At 61.5% G+C, this 22,193-nt stretch carries 19 protein-coding genes, 1 tRNA gene and 1 pseudogene; 11 read left to right on the forward strand and 10 right to left on the reverse strand.

Annotated elements, in window-relative coordinates; translation table 11 throughout:
• Positions 1-514: 514 nt before the first annotated feature.
• The 5 genes from ACFX5Q_RS17030 to ACFX5Q_RS17050 all read left to right on the forward strand — a co-directional run bounded on the left by ACFX5Q_RS17030 (position 515) and on the right by ACFX5Q_RS17050 (position 8,421).
• Positions 515-4,498 (forward strand): hypothetical protein, encoded by a 3,984-nt coding sequence (locus ACFX5Q_RS17030; RefSeq protein ID WP_404279794.1) that lies wholly within the window; start codon positions 515-517, stop codon positions 4,496-4,498.
• 2 nt (positions 4,499-4,500) lie between these two features.
• Positions 4,501-5,442 carry a DUF3800 domain-containing protein gene (locus ACFX5Q_RS17035; RefSeq protein WP_404279797.1) on the forward strand — a complete coding sequence of 314 codons (942 nt, stop codon included), beginning with the start codon at positions 4,501-4,503 and terminating at the stop codon, positions 5,440-5,442.
• A gap of 407 nt (positions 5,443-5,849) precedes the next feature.
• Complete coding sequence (locus ACFX5Q_RS17040) at positions 5,850-6,224, forward strand: DUF3489 domain-containing protein (protein WP_404279799.1); 375 nt, start codon at positions 5,850-5,852, stop codon at positions 6,222-6,224.
• 5 nt (positions 6,225-6,229) lie between these two features.
• Positions 6,230-6,736 (forward strand): DUF2924 domain-containing protein, encoded by a 507-nt coding sequence (locus tag ACFX5Q_RS17045; RefSeq protein ID WP_404279974.1) that lies wholly within the window; start codon positions 6,230-6,232, stop codon positions 6,734-6,736.
• Positions 6,733-8,421, forward strand: coding sequence for a recombinase family protein (locus tag ACFX5Q_RS17050; protein ID WP_404279802.1), 1,689 nt, complete (start codon positions 6,733-6,735; stop codon positions 8,419-8,421). Before ACFX5Q_RS17045 ends, ACFX5Q_RS17050 begins: the two co-directional genes overlap by 4 nt.
• 215 nt (positions 8,422-8,636) lie before the next feature.
• On the opposite strand, the gene ACFX5Q_RS17055 is transcribed toward ACFX5Q_RS17050, so the two are convergent.
• Positions 8,637-8,712 (reverse strand) — tRNA-Ile (locus ACFX5Q_RS17055).
• 133 nt (positions 8,713-8,845) lie between these two features.
• Between ACFX5Q_RS17055 and ACFX5Q_RS17060 the strand changes: the two genes are divergently transcribed.
• Positions 8,846-9,571: an SIMPL domain-containing protein gene (locus ACFX5Q_RS17060; RefSeq protein WP_404279804.1), complete on the forward strand. Its 726-nt coding sequence runs from the start codon at positions 8,846-8,848 to the stop codon at positions 9,569-9,571.
• 179 nt (positions 9,572-9,750) lie between these two features.
• On the opposite strand, the gene ACFX5Q_RS17065 is transcribed toward ACFX5Q_RS17060, so the two are convergent.
• A complete protein-coding gene (locus ACFX5Q_RS17065) occupies positions 9,751-10,101 on the reverse strand; it encodes a hypothetical protein (protein ID WP_404279806.1) in 351 nt (116 codons plus the stop codon).
• A gap of 239 nt (positions 10,102-10,340) precedes the next feature.
• Positions 10,341-10,787, reverse strand: a complete 447-nt coding sequence (locus ACFX5Q_RS17070) for a YcgN family cysteine cluster protein (protein ID WP_404279976.1) — start codon at positions 10,785-10,787, stop codon at positions 10,341-10,343.
• A gap of 229 nt (positions 10,788-11,016) precedes the next feature.
• Between ACFX5Q_RS17070 and ACFX5Q_RS17075 the strand changes: the two genes are divergently transcribed.
• Both ACFX5Q_RS17075 and ACFX5Q_RS17080 read left to right on the forward strand, forming a co-directional pair.
• Complete coding sequence (locus ACFX5Q_RS17075; RefSeq protein ID WP_404279809.1) at positions 11,017-13,167, forward strand: OmpA family protein; 2,151 nt, start codon at positions 11,017-11,019, stop codon at positions 13,165-13,167.
• Positions 13,168-13,485: 318 nt separating this feature from the next.
• Positions 13,486-13,978 (forward strand): annotated as a pseudogene (locus tag ACFX5Q_RS17080) (TIGR00645 family protein).
• A gap of 16 nt (positions 13,979-13,994) precedes the next feature.
• Here ACFX5Q_RS17080 and ACFX5Q_RS17085 read toward each other — a convergent pair.
• The 3 genes from ACFX5Q_RS17085 to ACFX5Q_RS17095 all read right to left on the reverse strand — a co-directional run bounded on the left by ACFX5Q_RS17085 (position 13,995) and on the right by ACFX5Q_RS17095 (position 16,664).
• Positions 13,995-14,861, reverse strand: coding sequence for an SDR family oxidoreductase (locus ACFX5Q_RS17085; protein WP_404279812.1), 867 nt, complete (start codon positions 14,859-14,861; stop codon positions 13,995-13,997).
• A gap of 268 nt (positions 14,862-15,129) precedes the next feature.
• Entirely contained in the window at positions 15,130-15,783 is a 654-nt protein-coding gene (locus ACFX5Q_RS17090; RefSeq protein ID WP_404279814.1) for a response regulator transcription factor, read from the reverse strand.
• 8 nt (positions 15,784-15,791) lie between these two features.
• On the reverse strand, positions 15,792-16,664 hold the full coding sequence (locus ACFX5Q_RS17095) for a S1C family serine protease (RefSeq protein WP_404279815.1): 873 nt from the start codon (positions 16,662-16,664) through the stop codon (positions 15,792-15,794).
• A 168-nt stretch (positions 16,665-16,832) separates the two neighbouring features.
• On the opposite strand from ACFX5Q_RS17095, the gene ACFX5Q_RS17100 reads away from it, so the two are divergent.
• Positions 16,833-17,783, forward strand: coding sequence for a S1C family serine protease (locus tag ACFX5Q_RS17100; RefSeq protein WP_404279818.1), 951 nt, complete (start codon positions 16,833-16,835; stop codon positions 17,781-17,783).
• A gap of 12 nt (positions 17,784-17,795) precedes the next feature.
• On the opposite strand, the gene ACFX5Q_RS17105 is transcribed toward ACFX5Q_RS17100, so the two are convergent.
• Together ACFX5Q_RS17105 and ACFX5Q_RS17110 are read right to left on the reverse strand one after the other, a co-directional pair.
• Complete coding sequence (locus ACFX5Q_RS17105; protein WP_404279820.1) at positions 17,796-18,698, reverse strand: arginase family protein; 903 nt, start codon at positions 18,696-18,698, stop codon at positions 17,796-17,798.
• 101 nt (positions 18,699-18,799) lie between these two features.
• Positions 18,800-19,225 (reverse strand): VOC family protein, encoded by a 426-nt coding sequence (locus ACFX5Q_RS17110; protein WP_404279822.1) that lies wholly within the window; start codon positions 19,223-19,225, stop codon positions 18,800-18,802.
• A 66-nt stretch (positions 19,226-19,291) separates the two neighbouring features.
• On the opposite strand from ACFX5Q_RS17110, the gene ACFX5Q_RS17115 reads away from it, so the two are divergent.
• Positions 19,292-19,900, forward strand: coding sequence for a helix-turn-helix domain-containing protein (locus tag ACFX5Q_RS17115; RefSeq protein ID WP_404279824.1), 609 nt, complete (start codon positions 19,292-19,294; stop codon positions 19,898-19,900).
• A gap of 45 nt (positions 19,901-19,945) precedes the next feature.
• On the opposite strand, the gene ACFX5Q_RS17120 is transcribed toward ACFX5Q_RS17115, so the two are convergent.
• Positions 19,946-20,905: a LysR family transcriptional regulator gene (locus ACFX5Q_RS17120; protein ID WP_404279826.1), complete on the reverse strand. Its 960-nt coding sequence runs from the start codon at positions 20,903-20,905 to the stop codon at positions 19,946-19,948.
• Positions 20,906-21,013: 108 nt separating this feature from the next.
• Here ACFX5Q_RS17120 and ACFX5Q_RS17125 point away from each other — a divergent pair, with 108 nt between their 5' ends.
• Entirely contained in the window at positions 21,014-21,655 is a 642-nt protein-coding gene (locus ACFX5Q_RS17125) for an FMN-dependent NADH-azoreductase (RefSeq protein WP_404279828.1), read from the forward strand.
• 217 nt (positions 21,656-21,872) lie between these two features.
• On the opposite strand, the gene ACFX5Q_RS17130 is transcribed toward ACFX5Q_RS17125, so the two are convergent.
• Positions 21,873-22,166 carry an HlyU family transcriptional regulator gene (locus tag ACFX5Q_RS17130; RefSeq protein WP_192182855.1) on the reverse strand — a complete coding sequence of 98 codons (294 nt, stop codon included), beginning with the start codon at positions 22,164-22,166 and terminating at the stop codon, positions 21,873-21,875.
• Between the last annotated feature and the right edge of the window lie 27 nt (positions 22,167-22,193).

The raw sequence follows: 22,193 nt of genomic DNA on the forward strand, positions 1-22,193 counted from the left end.
CAGCGCCCCTACTGCCTCCGGCGTGAACATTTTGGGGCGGCCTGTCGGATTCCGCTGACAGGCCGTATCAGCGGCATGAGAAGCATCGTGCTGCTCGGTTGTTTTTCTCTTGTTCCGCTGCGCGTGATAGTAAGGTGTCGCACGCATCCCAAATGGAATCAGATGACCGAAAGCGACTCCGAATATCAATTTATAGAGCTGAACCGCACTTTTTCACGAGCTGTCCAAGTACGCCAACGAGGACGATGAGCTCGACCTAAGTCATGCGTTTCATGTCGGTGATCGGCTTTCTTGGTCCGACCTGATTGAACGGTACCGCGTCATTATCCTGTCAGAAGCCGGTTCAGGAAAAACAGCTGAAATTCGGAATATCGCCCTCGATCTACGTTCCCAAGATAAGTCAGCGTTTTTCATCCGTCTCGAGCATGTACCCAACGATTTCGAGGACGGATTCGAGGTCGGGACGTTTGAAGAGTTCGAGTCGTGGCTGGCATCGAATGATGAGGGATGGCTTTTGCTGGACTCCGTTGACGAGGCGCGCCTGCGCAATCCAGCAGACTTCGTGCTCGCAATTAAGAAGCTAGGAAGGCGGATCGCAACGGCGAAGGATCGCACGCACATCGTTGTCACCGGACGAACCAATGCGTGGCGCCCCAAGACCGATCTTGCGCTTTGCATCACTCATCTGCCTTTCACACCTGCCACGACGACGGCGAAGGAAGACGAGGCTTCCGACACCGACGATACGATTGAGGACGCTGTTGAGACTTCTGATAGATCGGCAGAAAAGTCCCAGCCCGTCTTCAAGATCGTCACGTTGGATGACCTTTCTCGCTCTCAGATCGAGGCATTTGCAAATGCCCGTGGCATCAAGGACACCAAAGCCTTCATCGAGGCCATCGAGCGCGCCGATGCATGGTCCTTCACGTCAAGACCACAGGATTTGATGGAGCTGACGGAATTCTGGCTTGATCAGGGCCGCATCGGAAGCCGCCTGGAAATCATGCGCAACAGCATCTCCAGGCGCCTCCAGGAGAGAGACCAAGAGCGCGTCGACGTATACCCCCTAGCGCCTCAGAAAGCTCTGCAGGGAGCAAGGCTGATAGCCGCAGCGACCACGTTGGCCCAGGACTCGACTATCCGAGTTCCGGATGGGGCCGAAAATTCGAAAGGCATTGCTCTCCACGACGTGCTTCCTGATTGGGACGACAGAGAATGCTCAACGCTGCTGTCCCGCCCGATATTCGACGAAGCAATTTATGGAACTGTGCGCTTCCATCATCGGTCCGTCCGCGAGTACCTCGCGGCCGAATGGTTCGCTGATCTGCTGAGCCGGGAAACCTCGCGACGAAAAATCGAAACCCTCTTCTTCACCAATCAGTACGGGCTGGGCATCATCGTCCCCACGCTTCGCCCGATCTTGCCCTGGTTGGCTATTCTCGATCCCAAGATCCGAGAGAGGTTGCGAAAAGTTGCCCCTGAGGCGGTTTTCGAAGGCGGCGATCCGAGCCAGTTGCCGTTGGAGACACGAAGGCTTATTCTCCATGAAGTCTGCGAACAACTGGCGAGCGGCACATCCGGCCGCTCGATGACTGACTACGCGGCTGTACAACGCTTCTCCAATCCCGATCTGACAGACGATGTGCGCAGCCTTCTAAGCAAGTATGCGACCGATGAAGAACTGAAAGCTTTTCTGCTCCGAATGGTTTGGCTGGGCCAGCTCTCCGGTGCATTGCCCGAGGCAAAGCAGATCGCGCTTTCACCTTCCGCTTCACAGTACACGCGCATTGCCGCGTTTAGAGCAGTTCGGGCAGTCGGGCCCGCGCGGGATCAAGAAGACATCCGCAAAAGTTTTCTCGCAGAAGCGACGGAACTGAACCGCGACTGGCTTGCGGAATTGACGAAGGAAACCGCTCCGACGCCGGACACGATCAAGTGGCTGCTTGAGTGCTTGGGTAAAACGGACGAGAAAGAACGGTACAGCGTCGATCGCCTTTCCGACGCTGTGAGCACTTTCGTTCAGGCCGCCGACCTCGATCAACTGCCAGAGTTGCTCATTGGCTTTGATCAATTGCTCAACACACCGCCGGTGGTGGAAAGGCGCCTTTGCGAAATATCGCAGAAATTCACCTGGCTGATGTCGCCCGCTTCACAAGCAGCCGAGCGCCTGATTCAAGCCCGCCACGCAGCGTCACTACAACCCGCCGTGCTAGCTATCCTCGATAAATTCGGAATGGGACGCCACTATCTCGACAGCGAACTCAACGATGCGAAAACGAAGTTCTCAACACTTGTGCCAGAGTGGCCAGAACTGAATAGGGCGCTGTTTTGGTATGAGATTGACGTCGCGAGAGAACGGCGAGACAAAAAGCGCAACGAACGGCTTACCGATTTCTGGCCGGTCTTTGTCATGGAGCCGTTCTGGCGCTTTGGCGCGGAGGATTTCGACTACGTCTCCGAACAACTTGCAACTCAGTCTTTCCAAGACGACAAGCTCGTCGCGCTGTCGTTGGCTTTCAGACTCTACATCACAAATGACCGGCCGCGTTTGTGGCGTGAAAAGCTCAAGCGGCTCGTCTCTGGCAACACGGAGTTGTCGGATGAGTTGGACAAGCTCCTCAATCCGTCGGCACAAGGAAAAGATGCGCGCGCGTGGAAACGCCAGGAAGCGCAGTGGAAGAGACGCTCGGAGGAAAGAAAGCGAAAAGAGGAAAAGAACCTCGCTGACTCAAAAAAGTATCTGAGCGAAAATCTCGACAAATTGCGCGACCCAAGTCTGACCAAATCTGGGTATGTCTTCAACGGCCTAACCTACCTTCACGACCGGATGCGCCGCGATAGCGATCGCTCCGGTCGGTGGACACATGGCAACTGGAAGATTTTGGAAAGCGAGTTCGGCGAGGACGTCGCTCAAGCCTTCCGAGATGGGATTGTTGCCCATTGGCGCCGCGAAAAGCCTGTCATTCGCTCCGAAGGTGCGCCAGAAAACTCGACACCAATGTCGGTAATTCTGGGCTTGGCCGGACTCGAAATCGAAGCACAGGAGACACCAAATTGGGCGCAAAGTCTAAGCGAAGCAGACATCGAACTCGCCTGTCGCTATGCCTCGTTCGAATTAAACGGTTTCCCAACCTGGTTTCCCAAGCTCTTCGAGGCGCATACGAGCACCGTCACGGATTTCCTTCTTCAGGAGGTTCGCTTCGAGCTTTCAAAAGCGACACCTGAGAAGGAGGATCACTACGTCCTCAGTGACGTTAGCTGGTCCGGTGAATGGAGTTGGGCCACCCTCGGCCCGCACATCGCAAATCTAGTGAAGGAATCTGAGCCTGCAAACGCAGCCACGTTGGGCAAGCTCCTCAAGATTTTGCAGGGATCAGCACTGTCCGATGAAGCAATATCGGAACTCGCCTCGCAAAAAGTCCGGTCGGTACATACTCCAGAACATGTAGCGCACTGGTACGCTGTCTGGGTAGGTGTTGAGCCTGAAGTCTCAATTTCCGACCTTGCGGCCTATTTTGAAAAATTGTCGGAGGGCGAGGCGCGAACAGAATTCGCAATGAGCTTCGTGACAAATCTATGGGGCGGCCGCAGAAGCGAAGCCAGCACCAGGGCTAGATATCAAACACCTCGACATTTGAAGACCCTCTATCTGCTCATGCACGGTCATATCCGGCGAAGCGAGGATATCGATCGCGCCGGCAAGGGCATCTATTCACCAGGTTTGCGCGACAATGCGCAGGACTCAAGAAACGGGCTTTTTGATCTGCTGAACAAGATACCCGGCAAGGAAGCCTTCCTGGCACTGCAAGAGATATCTCAATCCCACCCGGAGGTGGAATCCCGTCCATGGTTCGCCCACTTGGCAAAGGTGAAGGCCGAGCAGGATTCGGATATCGTGCCGTGGATGCCTGCGCACGTCCGCGACTTCCATGACAAGTTGGAGCGAACACCTGCCAATCACCGAGAGCTGGCGGAGCTTGCGGTGATGCGGTTCCTCGATTTGAAGGATGATCTGGAGAACGGAGACAGCAGCATCGCGGCAATACTCAAAGCCGGTGCGACGCGTGAAACCGATATGCGGAAATATATCGGGCGTGAGCTTCGTGAAAAGGCGTCCGCCCGCTATTCCGTTCCGCAAGAGGAGGAGTTTGCCGATGCCAAGAAACCCGACATCAGGTTTCACGGGATGGGATTTGATGCACCCGTGCCGGCAGAGTTGAAGCTGGCCGACAAGTGGACTGGCCCCGAACTTTTCGAGCGGTTGGAGAACCAGCTTTGCGGCGACTATCTGCGCGATAACAGATCGACGCGCGGCATTTTCGTTCTCGTGCGCAATGGTGAAAAGGCCGGCTGGGACGTGCCAGGAGGAGTCAATCGGGTTGATTTTGAAGGCCTGATTGCGGCGCTCCAGAACCGTTGGGAGGAGATTGCGCATGCGTTTCCGGGGGTAGATGAAGTCACGGTTATCGGCGTAGACCTCCTGAAAAGAGCTGCGTAGAAATGCGGGGAAGACAAAGCTCTGTCCTCCTTCAGGCGTTCTGCGACGACTCAGCCAGTGACAAAGGAGACAAGCGGCTGTTCATGGCCGGCTACCTCAACCGAGCCGACAGATGGCAGCTCTTTTCCGAGGCATGGCGCGAGGAGCTACAGGCGCGGCCCTCGATCGCCTACTTGCGAATGGTCGAAGCGAACAACCTTCGCGGCGAGTTCAAAGGATGGACGAAGGAGGCTCGCGATCAGAAGCTGAAAGGTTTGGCACGGGTCATAAACCATTTCGAGCCCCTGTCTTTCCAGTTCACGATCAATCGCGGCGAGCATTTTCGCGTTCTTACCCCCGTCTCGCCTCGCGGTCTGGGCAGTCCGCACTTCATCTGCTGCTTTAGCGTGATATCCGGCGTTGCGCGCTACGTCGCAGAAATCAAAGCCAAGACTCGAATCGAATACATATTTGACGGACAAGACGGCGTAAGCGCAGACATGTCCCTCTTGTTCCACCAGATGAAGCGAAACATCCCCCGCAGAGCCCGAAGTCTAATCAACGGCGTCCCTGCCTTTGAGAACGACAAACTCCTGCCGCCGCTCCAAGCGGCGGACATGCTGGCTTGGCATTTGCGCCGGGAGCATGAGAACCGAGCGTCCCCTGACGATATTCTCCCGATGGCTGACCTGCTGAGGAATCCGAAGGGACATTTGGAATCCCATGTCGATGATGCCCACCTCTACAAATGGGCCGAGCATCATGAAAAGCAGGAAGGGGTTCAATTCTTAAAGAGCAAAGGGCAATGGCAGGAATTCAGACGAGACCTGGTGCGTTTTGCCGAGGCGGGAGCAATCCCGCCGAAAGGCAGCCGGCTCTCACACCTCCTTTTTAGATTGCGCATTCACTTCTTGGCCGCGCTGGCCCGGCGGAACTTGAGAAAGCGCGGCCCCCCTCGTTCCTGAACCAGGATTGACTGGCTGTTGCCGTCTCCACTCGCGTCGTTGCAGTCGCTCCAGCCCGACATAGTGGGTCCGGTTGTCGCCTCACACCTTCAACCTTGCAACCGCAGAGGAATGGGCCGCCGGAACATCCTAGACGCCGTGGGATTAAACGACCGGTTTGAGGACTGACAGTGCCGGACCTCAACGACCGAGTTGAGGCGCAAAGCTGCCGTTGGGGAACCTGTCGAATAACCACGAGGGAGCGACATTCGACTGGACTTCATACGGCAACGAAGCATTGGTTGTTCCCAGCGCAGCAGAAGAGCAGCGGATTAAGACCAAGCAGAATCTCCAGCCCGCCAGGACAGCGGGCTTCGGTCAGTACAAGCGCCGGAATGGTCCGGGCTTCTAACTGATGGAGACCTGAAATGGCTATCCTCAATAACACCACCGCCAAGGCCGACAACACCGAAGCAGGCGAGACGGCGTCCAGCGTCGACAACAGCACCCCCACCCGGAAGCCGCGCGAGAAGTCCGGTGTGACCGCCTCGGTGATCGTCAAGAAGGCAAAGGATGAAGGTCCCGTAACGCCTACCAAAACCGACATGGTCCTCAAGAAGCTGAAATCGGCCAAGGGTGTCACCATCCAAGTCTTGATGGATGCAACGGGATGGCAGGCGCATTCGGTGCGGGGTTTCCTCTCCGGTACCGTCAAGAAGAAGCTCGGCCACAAAGTCCTCAGCGAAACCGGCAAGGACGGACAACGGCGATACCGCATTGTCGAGGCGAAGACCGCCGGTTGACCTTGATGCGCAAGAGACGGGATTTGGATAGTGAGATCGCCGGAGTCGGCGATCTCACGCGTGATGAACTCACAGCAGCCTGGACAAAGGCCCATGGCTGCGCGTCGCCCAAAGGGGTCAAACGTGGCTTGCTTGAGCGGTCGGCTGCCTGGCATCTCCAGGCCAAGCGATTGGGCGGTTTGACTTCGACCGTTAAGAAAACACTCGGGACAAGCAACCCGCATCGGACCAACTTGGATTCTGTCCTACCGAGCAATACTGGATCGGATCGCCAGGACGGAGTTCCATCCGTCCGTCCAACATCATCGGACAAGGCATTGAAGTCATCGCTACGATCCCTTCCGCCAAGGGCCGGCTCCCGCCTAATGCGGGAGTGGAATGGCCAGATGCACATCGTCGAAGTTGTCGACGACGGCTTCGTGCTCGACGGCAAAACGTACGGATCGCTGTCGGCAGTCGCCCGCCGCATCACCGGCGCCCATTGGTCTGGGCCGAGGTTCTTCGGCCTATGACAGCAACCCCTCGCCTCAACTGTGCCATCTACACTCGCAAGTCGACCGAAGAGGGATTGGAACAAGAGTTCAATTCGCTCGATGCACAGCGCGAAGCTTGTGTGGCCTTCATCGCATCACAGGTAGGTCTCGGCTGGAAGCTGGTGCCAAACCGCTACGATGACGGCGGCATCTCGGGCGGTACGATGGAGCGCCCTGCCCTGCAGCGTCTGCTGCAAGACATCCGGGACAAAAAGGTCGATGTGGTGGTGGTCTACAAGATCGATCGCCTTACCCGTTCGCTGACAGACTTCTCCAAGATTGTCGAGATCTTCGATGCCAGCTCCGTCTCGTTTGTCTCGGTAACCCAGCAGTTCAACACCACCACCTCTATGGGCAGGCTTACGCTCAACGTGCTTCTGTCCTTTGCTCAGTTCGAGCGAGAGGTCACAGCCGAGCGCATCCGTGACAAGATCGCTGCATCGAAGAAGAAAGGCATGTGGATGGGGGGCATGGTGCCCTTGGGCTACCGCGTCGAGTACCGCAAGCTGGTGATCGACGAAACCGAAGCGCAGACAGTCAGACACATCTTCACCCGCTATCTCGCCCTGAAGTCGGTTCGGGATCTTGTCGACGAGATTGCTAGTGATGGGCTTTCGACACGGACGCGACAACGCAAAGACGGATCAGTTGCCGTCACCATGCCGTTTGGTCGCGGCAACCTTTACCACCTTCTTTCGAACCCGATCTACATCGGCAAGATCAGGCACAAGGATCAGGTCTACGACGGCGAGCACGAGCCAATCGTCACGTTGGCAATGTTCGACGAGGCCCAGGCGCTGCTTGCCTCACAGGCGCCGCGGCGGCGAAGTGCTTCCAATGTCACACAACCTCATCTGCTCACCGGTCTGCTCTTCGATGAGGCCGGTGAGAAATTGCGATCGGTTCATGCCAACAAGCAAGGTGTCCGCTATCGCTACTATGTCTCGAAGCAATTGGTCGACCAGCGGCGAAACGGGTCCGCGGGCTGGCGTCTTCCTGCGCAGGCTATTGAGTCAGCTGTTGAACATCGCCTGAATCGGATTCTCAGCGATCATGCTCAACTGTCTGATTGGATTCGGCAATGGGCCGACGCTGGCGAAACCCAGTCGGCGATGCGGCGAGCCGACGAGATGCCGTCGCGTTTGACGTCGGGCACTTCAGACGCGAAACGATCTCTGCTCCAAAGGATCGTTAGCAGGATCACCCTCAAGCCCGGATCATTGACCATCGAACTGGATCGCCGCTCGCTCTCAGAATTGCTTCTCGACCGGCTTCTGCCACCCAGCGATGGTGCCCAGGTAACTTCCATCGAATGTCCAATCGGTATGAAGCGGCGCGGAGTCGAAACGCGGATCGTGCTTACAGACGGATCTGACAGCAACCGAAAACCCGATGGCACTTTGATCGACCTTCTGCGTCGAGCCCACTTGTACCTCCACCAACTTACGGACGGAGCCAATCGCAGCCTCACTGAGGTTGCCATGCTCAACGGCACCGATACATCTGAGGTCAGCCGCCTCCTGCCCTTCGCGTTCCTCGCTCCGAAAATTGCGGCCAACATCGTTGCAGGTGATCAACCTGTTGAACTAACGGCGCACCGGCTGTCCCGATTGGCGGACCTCCCCCTTGCTTGGACTGACCAGGCTGTACTTCTGGGCTTCTAACCATCCGGCGAGCATCTCGCTTACCAGTCGACCATCGCTTTGGCAAACACTTGGCTACGGAATTCGCCCGACAGAGACGGACGACTAAACGTCAGGTGTTTTGGACGTTTACTGCGGCGTCTCAGCCAAGTGTTGCCCACTACTCGGCGCTAACCCACGGAAATGTCGGAGCTATTCTGAGACGGTCGAAAATCCCGAAAAACGGGAGGACTGGATGGTGGGCCCGGAGGGACTCGAACCCCCAACCAAGCGGTTATGAGCCGCCGGCTCTAACCATTGAGCTACAGGCCCCACGCGGCTGGATTAGTGTTTTTCCCCGGCCGGCACAAGGCTTTCCGGATGGGCTGGCGGCGATCGCCCAAATCAGCCCATATTCGCGCCCTAGTTGCCAGATGCGACTGGATCGCAGACCGAGGAGATTTTGATGACCAGACATCTTTTGCCGCTGACACTCATGCCCTTGGCGCTCGCCGCCGCGATTGCTTTTCCGGCGATGGCCGGCGCCGCCGATTCGCAGCCTGCGGCTCGCATCATCGTGTCGGGCGAAGGCCAGGCGACCGCAGCACCCGATCTGGCGCTGCTGACGCTCAGCGTCATGCGCGAGGCCAAGACGGCGCGCGCAGCGCTCGATGCCAACAACGACGCCATGGCCGCCGTGATCGCGGCGATGAAATCGGCCGGCATCAAGGACCGCGACCTGCAGACGGCAGGCATCCAGATCAACCCGCGCTACAACTACACCAACAAGCCGGACGGCAGCCAGGAGGCCGAGCTCGTCGCCTACCAGGTGACCAACACGCTTTCGGTGCGTATCCGCGACATCGACAAGACAGGCGATATCCTCGACAAGGCGGTGTCGCTCGGCGTCAACCAGGGCGGCGGAATCGCCTTCTCCAACGAGGATCCGTCCGCCGCCGTGACCGAGGCCCGCAAGAAGGCGGTCGCCAACGCCATGGCCAAGGCCAAGACCCTGGCCGAAGCCGCGGGCGTCGGCATCGGGCGGGTGCTGGAGATCACCGATCAGAACATCGCCCCGCCCCCAATGCCGATCAACGCCAAGGCCTTCGATGCCGCGGGCGCAGCGGTTCCGGTGCAGGCCGGCGAAAACTCCTACGCGGTGCAGGTCACCGTCATCTTCGAGCTGAAGTAAGCGCCGTCAGCCGCCATCGACGGGACGAAAGTCGGATCGGCACAAGACATGAAAAACCCCGGAGGACTGGTCCTCCGGGGTTTTTTGAGCCGCACCCTTCCGTCCTGGCGAAAAGGGACTCTGCTACTCAGGGCTGATCTTCGCAGAAGATCATGCCCAAGGCTGATCTTCAGCCGATCCTAGCGATAGATGACCGGGCAACCGCGCTCGTTGGCGAATACGACCACGACGCGATCGCCATACTGGCGGCCCGCGACCTTGACCGTGCGGCGGCTGACATCAACGATGCGGACACGGTGCAGGCCCATGCGCTCGGCCTTGTCGAGGGCGCGGTCCGGCGAACAGCCACGGCGGCGCCAGTCGCGCTCACGGCGGTAGCCATCATCATCCCCGCTATAGACACCGACGCGCGGTTCATTGTTGTTGCCGAAGCCGAGATAGATGCTATCGGCATGGGCGACCGGGATGGCGGCCAGCGTGCCGAGGCCGACCAGGGCCGAAAGGGTTGCCGTCTTGATGGTGTTGAACATCGTCTTCTCTCCTTGTTGAGGGCTCTCGCCCGTCCTCGTGAACCGATGCGGCAACAATGCACTTGCCAGTCTGAACTCTTTGCGAACCGTCCATTCATCTTCGGTTCATGTGGCAAATCATCGGTTGGCGATCGGAACTCAAACGCCCTATCGCCTCGCCGGTTCCGGGCAAAGCCGGGTCGGCGCGTGGTATTTGCTACCGCTTTGCGGCGAAAATCGAGCTTGCGGCGAAAATCGAGTCAGGGCTCGTCGTCGAGCATATAGTCGAAATAATCGTCTGGTTCGGCCAGGTCCGTCTCGTTGGCCTTGACCCGGCCGCGGATCGAGATGCCGGCTTCGTGCACGGTCTCGGCGCTTCCCGAAACCAGCCTGTGCCACCAGTAGAGATCATGCCCCTCCGCCACCAGCCGGTAGGCGCAGGTCCTGGGCAACCAGGTGATCGTGCGCACATTCTGCGGCGTCAGCCCGACACAATCGGGAACGCGCGCCAGCCGGTTGGCATAGTCGGCGCAGCGGCAGCTTTCGGCGTCGAACAGCCTGCAGCCGACGCTTGTCCAGTAGATTTCGCCGGTGTCCTCGTCCTCGAGCTTCGACAGGCAGCATTTGCCGCAGCCGTCGCAGAGCGATTCCCACTCGGCCGGCGTCATCGCCTCGAGCGTCTTGGTTTTCCAGAACGGCGCGTCCATTGTGCCGATGTGGCCCTCACCGACGCCAAGGTCAAGCGCCATCATCGCTGCAAAGGCGGCCTGTGCCACTCGATCGCCGCAAATGCGGCCGGCACCATACGAAAAACACGAAGTTGCCTTCAAAAGGCCGGTCAATCGTCCTTCGTTGCCAGTAATGCCCCGCAAGCCGGAACCAAATCCGGATGATGAAAGTTTGGGCAGGGATGGGACCCCATAAGGAGAATTTGAGATGAAACGCCAACCACGGATTCTGGCAGGCACAGCAATTGGCCTGCTGATGGCATCCGCGCCGTTGGGCGCGTATCCGCTGCAGGACAGTGCCGCTTTCGCCCCTCTGCAGCACACCGCCGCACCGCTGATCCTGGCGCAAGCAGCCTGTGCCGAAGGCGAATCGGCAGAGGCCTGTGCGCAGAAACAGCAGGGGGAGCCGGAGCAGAAGCCTAAACGCAAGAAGCAGGAACCGGAACAGCAGGCCGCGCCGGCGCAGGGCGAGCAGGAGCAGCAGCCGCGCAGGAAGAAGCGTGATCAACAGCAGCAAACCGAACAGGCTCCGGCCGAACAGGCCGCGCCTGCCGCTGAGGAGCAGTTGCCGCGCAGGAAGAAACGCGACCAGCAACAGCAGATCGAGGCCGCACCTGCCGAACAGCCCGCCGAACAGGCGGCCCCGGCAAACGAAGAGCAGCCGATCAAGCCGCGCAGGAAGAAGCGCGACCAGCAGCAGCAGATCGAGGCCGCGCCTGCCGAACAGCCCGCCGAACAGGCGGCTCCGGCAAACGAAGAGCAGCCGATCAAGCCGCGCAGGAAGAAGCGCGACCAGCAGCAGGAGGCCGCACCTACCGAACAGCCCGCCGAGCAGGCGGCCCCGGCAAATGACAACAACCAACAGCCCCTGCGCAAGAAGCGCAAGCAGGATCAGCAGATCGAAGCCGCGCCCGCCGAGCAGGCGCCGGCCAAGAAGGCAGCGCCGGCCGGCGAGCCGGTTCCGCAGGCCGAACCGCTTCAGCCCGAGCAGCAGGCAGCACCCGCCGAGGGCGAACAGCCTCAGGGCAAGAAGAAGCGCGGCAAGAAGCCTGTCGGCGAACAGCCGGTGACGGGAGAGCAGCCGGCCACCGGAGAACAGCCGTCGACGGCCGAACAACCCGCAACTGGCCAGCAGCCCGTGACCGGCGAACAGCCGGCCCAGGGTGAAAATGCGGCCCAGGGTGAAGCCCCGGCCGACAAGGACGCAGCCCCCATCCTCGACAGCCAGAAGGACGTCCTGCGCAGGCGCAAGGGCAAGAGCGGCCAGCAGGGAGGCGAGAATGCGAGTGGCGAGCAGGCCAACCAGCCCGCCCAGCAGAATGGCGAGCAGGCGCAAGTTCCAGAGCCTGCCCCGGTCGACCAGGGACCGCCGCCCACCGACGACAAGTCCGCCCAGCAGGCAATCCAGCCTGAAAAGATCGCCCCGGTTACGGAGGAAAAGGGCAAGCGCGTCGAGCGCGCGCCCGATGAGAACGTCCGCGACCGCCGGCGTCCGAAAGGCGTCGACGTCGTCAGGGAACTCGGCGACCGCGTCATCCTGCAGTTCAACAACCAGACGATCGTGGAAAGCAATGACGCTCCGCGCATGCACCGCGGCGCCAGGAACGTGTACTATGAGGATCTGTCGGGCGATCGCACCCGGGAAATTGTCGAGCGTGACAACGGCGTCCGGATCGTCACCATCCGCAACCGCTACGGCGACGTCATCCAGCGTTCGCGCATTGCGCCGGATGGACGCGAATATGTGCTGAGCTATGTCGATGAGCGGCACTATGAGGATGACGGCGACTGGCGCGATCCGGGCGACGACCTGCCGCCGATGCGGCTCACCATTCCGCGCGAGGAGTACATCCTGGACTCCGAGGAGGTCGAGGATCCGGACGACTACTACACCTTCCTCGAACAGCCGCCGGTGGAGCGGGTCCAGCGCCTCTACTCGATCGACGAGGTCAAGCGTTCGGCCCGCGTGCGCGACATTGCCCGCCGCGTCGATCTCGACACGTTGAACTTCGAATTCGGTTCGGCCTCCATCTCCGATACCGAAGTGCAGAAGCTCGACGGCGTCGCCGGCGCCATGGAGAAGCTGTTGAAGAAGAACCCGGCGGAGACCTTCCTGATCGAAGGCCATACCGACGCCGTCGGCACGCCGGAGGCGAACCTCGCTCTGTCCGACCGGCGCGCCGAAGCGGTCGCCGAGGCGCTCACCAATGCCTTCGGCATCCCGCCGGAGAACCTGACGACGCAGGGCTATGGCGAGGAGTACCTCAAGGTCGACACGTCGGGTCCCAACCGTGAGAACCGCCGCGTCGCCATCCGCCGCATCACCTCGCTGGTGGCGCCGGTAGCCAGCGCGAATTAGTGCATGATTCCAGAAGCCTGAGCCGGCTTCCGGAATCACGATTACAAGAGCAGGCGCATCCCGTTTTGCTGGGATGGCCTGCTCGCGAGGGAGCACACTCAAGAAGAATTGTAGCCGGCGATTCGGTGGAGATCATTGAATAGCCGCATTGACAACCCCAGATTTCGGAAGGGCGTTCCCTGCCCTGTCCCGACTCCAGCGGGACACATGAGCCCCGCCGGTCCCCTCCGGCGGGGTTTTTGTTTCCCTCGACGACCGCCCTTGCAAACCGTGGCGGCCTGCCCGAATACGACAGTGCCAAAAAGACCGGAACCAAATATGAAACGTCTCGAACTCGCCGCCACGCGCCGGCTGCTGGTCGTGTTCTATATCGGGCCTGGCACTTGCCATCTATGCCCTGTCCTTCGGCAAGAAACTCTACGAGTTCGTCACCGTGGCGTTCACGCTTGGCGATACCGACACCATCCTCAAGATGCTCGGCCTGATCGATGCCGCACTTGTCGCCTCGCTGGTGGTGATGGTGATCATCTCGGGCTACGAGAACTTCGTCAGCCGTTTCGATGAAAATGACGGCGAGGTGCACTGGCTGGGCACGATCGATGTCGGCTCGCTGAAGGTCAAGGTCGCCTCGACCATCGTCGCCATCTCGTCCATCCACCTGCTGCAGGTCTTCCTGAACTCGGTTTCCTATACGACCGATCAGTTGATGTGGCTGACCATCATCAACCTCGCCTTCGTGCTGTCGGCCTTCATGCTGGCTTACATCGACCGGCTGATGGGCTTGGGCAAAGGCAAGAAGGCCGAGGAATAAGGGCGCGCAGCGCCCGTCAGTAGATGCTTTTGATGTTGGTATCGGTCCGGGCGAACACCTCGTCCGGCACAAAAAAGTCGCCGGCGAGCGGTCCCGTCGCCCCAGGCGAATAGACGGAAAAATCGCTGACGCCCTCGGCGCGCAGCACTTCCTCGTCGATGTAGAAATTGCCGGTCGCCTCGCGCGACGGCCGCATGAATATCGCATGCGCGGCATCTGCCATGATGTCGGGCGAACGGCTCATCGCCACCACCGTCGCCCCACCCAGCAGGTTGCGCACCGCCGCCGTGTCGATGGTCGAGATCGGCCACAGCGAGTTGACGGCGATGCCGTCCCTGGCGAACTCGGCACTCATGCCCAGCGTGCACATCGACATGCCGAACTTGGCCATCGTGTAGGCGACGTGGTTCTTGAACCATTTGGCCTTCATGTCGAGCGGCGGCGCCAGATTCAGGATGTGAGGATTGTTGGCCAACTTCAGGTGCGGAATGCACATTTTGGACACCAGGAACGTGCCGCGCGTGTTGATCTGGTGCATCAGGTCGTAACGCTTCATGTCGGTCTCCAGCGTGCCGGTGAGCTGGATGGCGCTGGCGTTGTTGACGCAGATGTCGATGCCGCCGAACTTTTCGACGGTCTTGGCGACAGCTTCGGCGACTTGCGCCTCCTCCCGAATGTCGCACAAGACGGGCAGCGCGTGGCCGCCAGCCTGCTCGATCTCTTCGGCAGCCGTATAGATCGTACCCGGCAGCTTCGGATGCGGCTCGGCGGTCTTGGCGGCGATCGTCACATTGGCGCCGTCGCGCGCTGCGCGCAGCGCAATCGCAAGGCCAATGCCGCGCGATCCGCCGGAGATGAACAGCGTCTTTCCCTTGAGCGACATTTTTTCCGCCTCCCTTGCAGCACGACAGGTGCGAACCTTTGCGCGGCGGGCAACCGCAGCGCAAGGGCCGAAAGCATGCAAAGCTGGTTACGCTGCGTAGGGTCGAGAAACTGGTGAAGCCGGACCAGGGTCTGTTGAGATTCAGGTCAGGCCGAGCCGAGAATGGTGAGTTCCGAGAACCGGAGCGGAGCGTACTTGAAGTACGTGAGCACCGGAAGCGCAGAAACTCGCCGTTCGCAGGCCGGCATCACCTGAATATCAGCAGACCCTAAACCAGCACCAGGCCCTGCCGCATGGCGATGGCGATGGCATCGGTGCGGTTGGCGGCGCCTAGCTTGATCAGGATTGCGGCGACGTGGAACTTCGCCGTGTGCACGGAAATGTTCAGCCGCCTGGCGATCACCTTGTTGGGCGCGCCTTCGGCCAGCAGCGCCAGCACTTCGCTCTCGCGCGGCGACAGCGCCGGCCGGCCGACTTTGTCATCCGCCGGTTCCTCGTCGAACAGATCGCCGTCATGGAAAGCGAAATCGTCATGCCGGTCGGGCAAGGCACGGCCTCCACCCGAAATCCGGTAGCCCGCCGCCGCCAGCCGCACGGCAGCGGCAATCAGCAGGTCGTCGGCCGTCGCCGGCAGCACGGCAAGCAAATTGTCGGCCTCCCGCTCCTGGGTGGCTCGACGGGACAGCAGCACCCGAGGTGTCGCGAGGTCGATGCCGCCCTCCAGACCGCTCTCGTCGACGATAGCCATATCCGCCGTCAGACTGGAGTTGCTCGCGTACATGACCGGCAGCAGATCATCGGTCGCGGCAAGAGCAGTCGACAGCCGTTCGGCGCGCGCGGCATCGCCGAGCGCGATCAGCACCGTCAACCGGTGGCCCGCTAGGTCGCGTCTCGCGATGCTGTGGCTTGCGCTGTCCGCCATCGATCCTCTCAGCTCAGCGGCTTCTCGCCGATGGTCACCGCGACATCGCGCTGTTCACCGCCACGCACCACGCCGAGCGTCACCGAGGCACCGGCGCTGTCCGGCCCGAGCTTGCGGATCAGGTCACGCGGCCCATGCACGGCCTCTCCATTCCAGGAGACGACGATGTCGCCGACATAGAGGCCGGCGGCCTTGGCCGGACCGCTGTCGTCGAGGCTCATCACCATCGCGCCATGCGCGTCGCCATTGCGGATCGGATGCAGGCCGGCGCCGAGATAGCCACGCGCGACATGGCCCTTTTCGCGCAACGTCGACACCGCCCGCTCGATCGTCTCGTAGGGCATGACCAATGCCCGCCGCCGCGGCCCGAACAGAAGCATGCCGATCAGCCCGCCTTTGGCGTCGAGCACCGGGCCACCCTCGAAGCGGCCGCCGGCATTGACGGCGAGGTTGATGCGCCGGTCGATCGTGCCGCCGCGCATCGAGCGCCAGGCCGGGCCGACCTCGCCGACCGTCCCGAACACAGCAAGTGCGGCACCTTCGCTGTTGCCGACGGTGATGGCCAGATTGCCCGGCCGCACGGCATCCGCCTTGGCCAGCGGCGCGGCATTGACCGCTTCGGCAGGTTTCAGCAGCGCGACGCCGGTCGAAGGATCGCGCCCGACCAGTTCGGCCTTCACCTTCCCGCCGGAAGCCAGCTTCAGCTCGATCTCCTCACCTGCCTCCACGACCTCCTCGGCGGTGACGAAATAGCCGTCGCGCCAGTGGAAGGCACTGGCCGTGCGACCGTGATGCGTGGCGAGGCTCGCCGTCGCCGGCGCTGCGGTTGCCGCGACATCGGCGATGGCATCGGAAAACGCGCTCAGATTGAAGTCGCTCATGATTGGTCTCCTGGGTTTCTCATGTCCCAGATATCGCTGCCTTGCGCGAGGGTTGGTACTCGCCTGACGGCTAGTTGCCGGTGTGACTGGCCATCTGGTCAGGTCGCGGCCGAACAGGCCGCTCCGCACATATAGTCATCCTGATGCCTGATGACACGGAGCCTCGAAATGGCCCTGCCCGCCCAGAAACTGCAATCCGACGACACGCTTCTCGATGCCTATTCGACGACCGTCGCCGACGCGGTCGACCGCATCGGTCCGGCCGTCTGCCGTATCGAGCGTATCGGCGGTCAGGGCGGCCATGGCTCCGGCTTCGTCATCGCGCCGGACGGGCTGGTCGTCACCAATTTCCATGTCGTCGGCGATGCGAAAACAGTGCGCGTGTCGATGCCTGACGGCGCCTCGCGCGAAGGCCGCGTGCTCGGCCGCGACCCCGACACTGACATCGCGCTGGTGCGCGCCGACGGAAGCTTTGCCGATGTCGCGCCACTGGGCGATTCCAAGCGTCTGCGCCGCGGCCAGATTGCGATCGCCATCGGCAATCCGCTCGGCTTCGAATGGACCGTCACCTCCGGTGTCGTCTCGGCGCTTGGCCGTTCGATGCGCGCCTCCACCGGCCGGCTGATCGACGACGTCATCCAGACCGACGCAGCACTCAACCCCGGCAATTCCGGCGGGCCGCTGGTGTCCTCGGCCGGCGAGGTGATCGGCGTCAACACCGCCATGATCCACGGCGCACAGGGCATCGCCTTTGCGGTTGCCTCCAACACCGCCAATTTCGTCATCTCGGAAATCATCCGCTTCGGCCGCGTGCGCCGCGCCTTCATCGGCGTCTCGGCCGACACGACAAACCTGCCGCGCCGCGCCGCTCTTTTGTCGCAGGTGTCAAGCAATACGGCCGTGCGCCTGCGCAGCGTCGAGAAGAACGGCCCGGCTGCGAAGGCCGGCCTGAAGGAGGGCGACATCATAGCCGCCATCGACGGCCGTCCGGTCACCGGCGTCGACGATCTCGTGCGCATGCTCGACGCCGAACGCATCGGCCGCGAAACGCTGTGCACGGTGGTGCGGCGGACCGGCATCAGCCAGGCGACGGTGACACCGGTGGCGAGGGCAAGTTGAGGCCTATCGTTGCTAGAGCATCCGTCCGAGCAGCGACACCAGCAGCCGCGCGAGGTCGCCATTCGGGTCGAGGTCGGGATCGTAGATCGTCATGTCCATGCCGGTGCAGAGCCGGTCCGCTGCCAGCGCTGACAGGATCGCGACGAGATCGTCGGGATCGATGCCGGGACTGCCTGGGGAATCCACCGCCGGCATGACCGTCTGGTCGAGCACGTCGATATCGAGATGCAGCCAGTAAGGACAATCGGCACGCGCCAGCGTCGCTCTCGTCGTCTCCAGCACTTTTGCGGCGCCAAGGTCCCGTACGGCAAAGACATCGATGCGAGTGATCGCAGTCGCATTGATGTCGGGCCAGGCAAAATCGGCATCGCGGCTCTCGCGCTCGCCGATCTGCACCACCGCCGCGTCGGCGACGAGCGGACCGGCAATGCCAGGCCACTCCGTCAACAAAGGCTCGCCGCGTCCAGTTGCGAGCGCCAGGTCCATGCCGGCAGCCGAACCGGGCATGGCGTCAACGTCGTAATTGCCGGGATGGCGGAAATCGCTGTGGCCATCGACATGGACCAGTGCGACCGCGCTTGAGCGTCGCGCCGCCGCCAATGCACCAAGCAGGATCGAACAATCGCCGCCGATGACCAGCGGGAACTCGCCTTGCCCGAGGGCACCGGCGACGATCTCGGCAAGGTCGAGATTGAAGCGGCGTATCGCCGGACCATTGCGCAGCCGGGTGCCCGGTTGCGGTTCGGTGCTGTAAGCGGGCCTTTCGAGATCGACCACCCGCACTGGCGCCAGCACCTCGACGAGGCCGGCGTCGCTCAGCGCCTGCGGCGCGCGCCAGGTGCCGGGCACATGGCCCGGCCGCAAGGGGCGGAGGCCGAGATTGGAAGGCGCACGAACAAGGCAGATGTCACGCATGCGACAGGACCAGCTTCAACACAGCTCAGCATAGACCGCATCGCTCGGCCCCGGCCACAGGGCCGGAGCCGCTGCCGACATTTGCTGCCATCGGCACGGGTTCAGGCGTCGGCCGCGCCCTCCGAGAATTGCGCCTGGAACTCCGGGCTGAGCGGGATCGGTTTGATCACGTCGATCAGCACGCCATTGGGATCCTTGGTGATGAAATGGCGCTGGCCGAAGGGTTCGTCGCGCAGGCTGCACAGGATCGGCAGGCCGGCGGCAAGGAGCCGTTCATAGATCGCGTCCGGGTTCCTGACCTCGAAATTGATCAGCAGACCCGACGTGCGCCCTCGCCCTTCCTCGGGTATCGTCTCGTGGTCGCCCTGGACGATACCGAGATTGACGCGGCGATCCTCGGTCGACTGCAGATGCACATACCAGTCGCTTTCGAACAGCGGTTTGAAGCGGAAGTGCTCGATATAGAAGGCTTTCGTTCCAGCCACGTCGCCCGTCATCAGCACCGGATAATAGCTCGTCGTCTTCATCTTTCTTTCTCCCATCGAATAACATACAGTCTGCATGTAAATTTCAATAACATACAGGCTGCATGTATGCAACGAGAAACCGCGCGCCGCTCCAACCGTGATCGAACCGAAGCGACGCGCGCCGACCTGATCGCGGCGGCGCGAAAGCTGTTCATCGAAAAACCCTATGCCGAGACCGGCACGCCCGAGATTGTCGCCGCCGCCGGCGTCACGCGCGGCGCGCTCTATCATCATTTCGCCGACAAGCAGGCGCTGTTCGCCGCCGTCGTCGAGCAGGAGGCGGAGGCCGTCGCCGCAGAGGTAGATCGCGCTTCGCCGCCCTCGCTATTTGCCCGCGATGCGTTGATCGCCGGCTCGGACGCCTATCTCGCCGCCATGCGCTTGCCCGGCCGCACCCGGTTGCTGCTGCTCGACGGGCCGGCCGTGCTCGGTCGCGCCGGCATGGACGACATCGACAACCGGCACGGCAACCGCTCGTTGCGCGAGGGCCTCGTGGCTGCGATGCGCGAGCAGACGATGATAAGATTGCCCGTCGACGCACTGACCGCGCTGCTTGCCGCCGCCTTCGACCGTGCAGCCCTTGCCATCGAGGCAGGAGGCTCGATCGAAGACCATCGGGCCGTCCTCGTTGCACTTATCGATGGGCTGTCTCCGGCGGCTCCTCGTCGCGCATGACCCCGAACCAAAGGTTCGGAAAGGATCATGCGCAAAATCAAAGTGCTACAGCGTCCTTTGCGCGTCCTCAGGGACGCGCGGCGCTGTAGGCACCTGGCCCGGCTCGAACTCGTTGAAGCAGCCGAGCTGGCGCTTGAACTGGTCGATCAGCCAGGCAGCCACGGGCTTCGGGCTGCGGTCGCTGCGATGCATGGCAAACAACGGCGAGCGCACCTCGCTGAACGGCTCCAGATCGATTTCCACCAACCGGCCGCTCGCCAGATCGTCGGCGATCAGCCAGCGCGGCAGCCCGCCCCAGCCCAGCCCCTCGCGCATCAGCATATGCTTGGTGCGCAGGTCCGTCAGCCGCCAGGTGCGATAGGCGAAGACGCCAAAGTCGCGCCCCTTGGTGCGCTCGGACTGGTCGGTGACGACGAGTTGGATGTGTTCGCGCGCATCCTCGATCGCCACAGGCTTCGGAAGCAGCGCCAGCGGGTGGCTGGACGCGGCAGCCAGCACAATCGACATGAAGCCGATACGCACAAGATGCACGTCGACCTCGCCCAGCAGGCCGCCGACACCGAGATCGGCCTGCCCGCTGACGACATGATCGGGGATCAGGCCGAGTGTGCCGATGTGCAGGCGCAGCATCACGGTCGGAAACTGCGCCTCGAACGCCTTCAGCACCCGCACCAGCACCGGTGAGGGCAGCGCCGCGTCGACCGACAGCGCCACCTCGGCCTCCAGTCCCTGATGGTGGCCGTCGACGCGCGAGCGGATGCGCTGCAGCACACCGGTCATGCGCCGCGCATCCTCCAGCATCGCCCGGCCGATCTCGGTCAGTTGCGGCTCGCGCGTGCCCTCGCGCTCGAACAGTTTCAGCCCGAGCTGCGCTTCGAGATTGGCGATGCCGTAGCTGATGACGGACTGCGCCCGGTTGAGCTTGCGGCCGGCGGCCGAGAAACTGCCGGTTTCGGCGACCGTCACAAAAATCTGAAGCTGGTCGAGTGTCGGATTGGGCTGCATTGCCATATCCAATTTATAGATGGGTCATATAGAAAATATACCAGTTTTTCGAATGGATCGATAGTCCCATATGTGGCGGGACAATTCATTCCAACCCTGGAGAGCCCCATGTCCATCCTTCTTGTCACCTCGAGCCCGCGCGGCGCTGCCTCGCACTCGACCCGCATCGCCACAGAATTCGCCGAGAAGCTCATCGCCGCCGATCCTTCGAACACGCTGGTCGTGCGCGACCTCGTCGCCAACCCGCTGCCGCACATCGACGTCGACTACTCGACCGGCATCTATACGCCGGCTGAATCCCGCACCCCGCGCCAGGCCGAAGTCGTCGGCGTTTCCGACGCCGTGCTGGAAGAACTGTTTGCCGCCGACACGGTGATCCTCGCCACCGGCTTCATCAACTTCAACATCTCCTCGACGCTGAAGTCCTGGGTCGATCACGTCGCCCGCTCCGGCAAGAGCTTTTCCTATGGCGAGAACGGCCCCAAGGGCCTCGTCACCGGCAAGAAGGTCTATATCGTGCTGGCCTCCGGCGGCATCTATTCCGAAGGTGCGGCCGTGCAGTTCGATCACGCCATCCCTTACCTGCGCAGCGTGCTCGGCTTCATCGGCATGACCGACGTCGACGTCATCCGCATCGAAGGCGTCGCCATGGGTGCCGACGCAGTGACGGCGGCTCTCGCCAAGGCAACCACCAAGGTCGACGCCGTGGTGGCGGCGACTGCCGGCGAGCATGTCGCCGCGGCAGCGTAAGCCACCCCGTTACCCATAGTTCGAAATCAAAAGGCAGGCACCAGCACGGCGCCTGCCTTTTTGATGTCAGAACGCCAGCAAGGGTGTGTTGAGATTCAGGTCAGGTCGAGAATGGTGGTTTCCCAGAACCGGAACGGAGCGTACTTTGGGCACGTGAGTACCGGAAGCGCAGGAAACCATCGTTCGCAGGCCGGCATCACCTGAATATCGACATACCCTACCCGAACATCCTCTCGCCCTGCTCGTCGACCAGCTGGATGCCCTTCTTGATCGAGATGTCGATGGCGTCGTCGAGCCCGGCGAAGCGGTCGGCGCGGATGAATTTGTGTTCCTTCAACACGCCGTCGACTTCCTTCGAAACCACGCCGCAGGTCTGGTACTGGCCTTCGGCCTTGTAGGGCGTGGCGCTGATCAGGAAGCCCTTGTGCTCGACCTGCTTTGCCGGCGCGGCGCTCTTTGGCTCGCCTGCATCACCGCCGCCACCGCCGAAAAGTCGTTTCAGAAAAGACATGGTTCAAATCTCCACTTTCGCCCCGGC

Origin of the sequence: Mesorhizobium sp. IMUNJ 23033 (assembly GCF_044778005.1) — a bacterium.
GTDB classification, from domain to species: domain Bacteria; phylum Pseudomonadota; class Alphaproteobacteria; order Rhizobiales; family Rhizobiaceae; genus Mesorhizobium; species Mesorhizobium amorphae_A.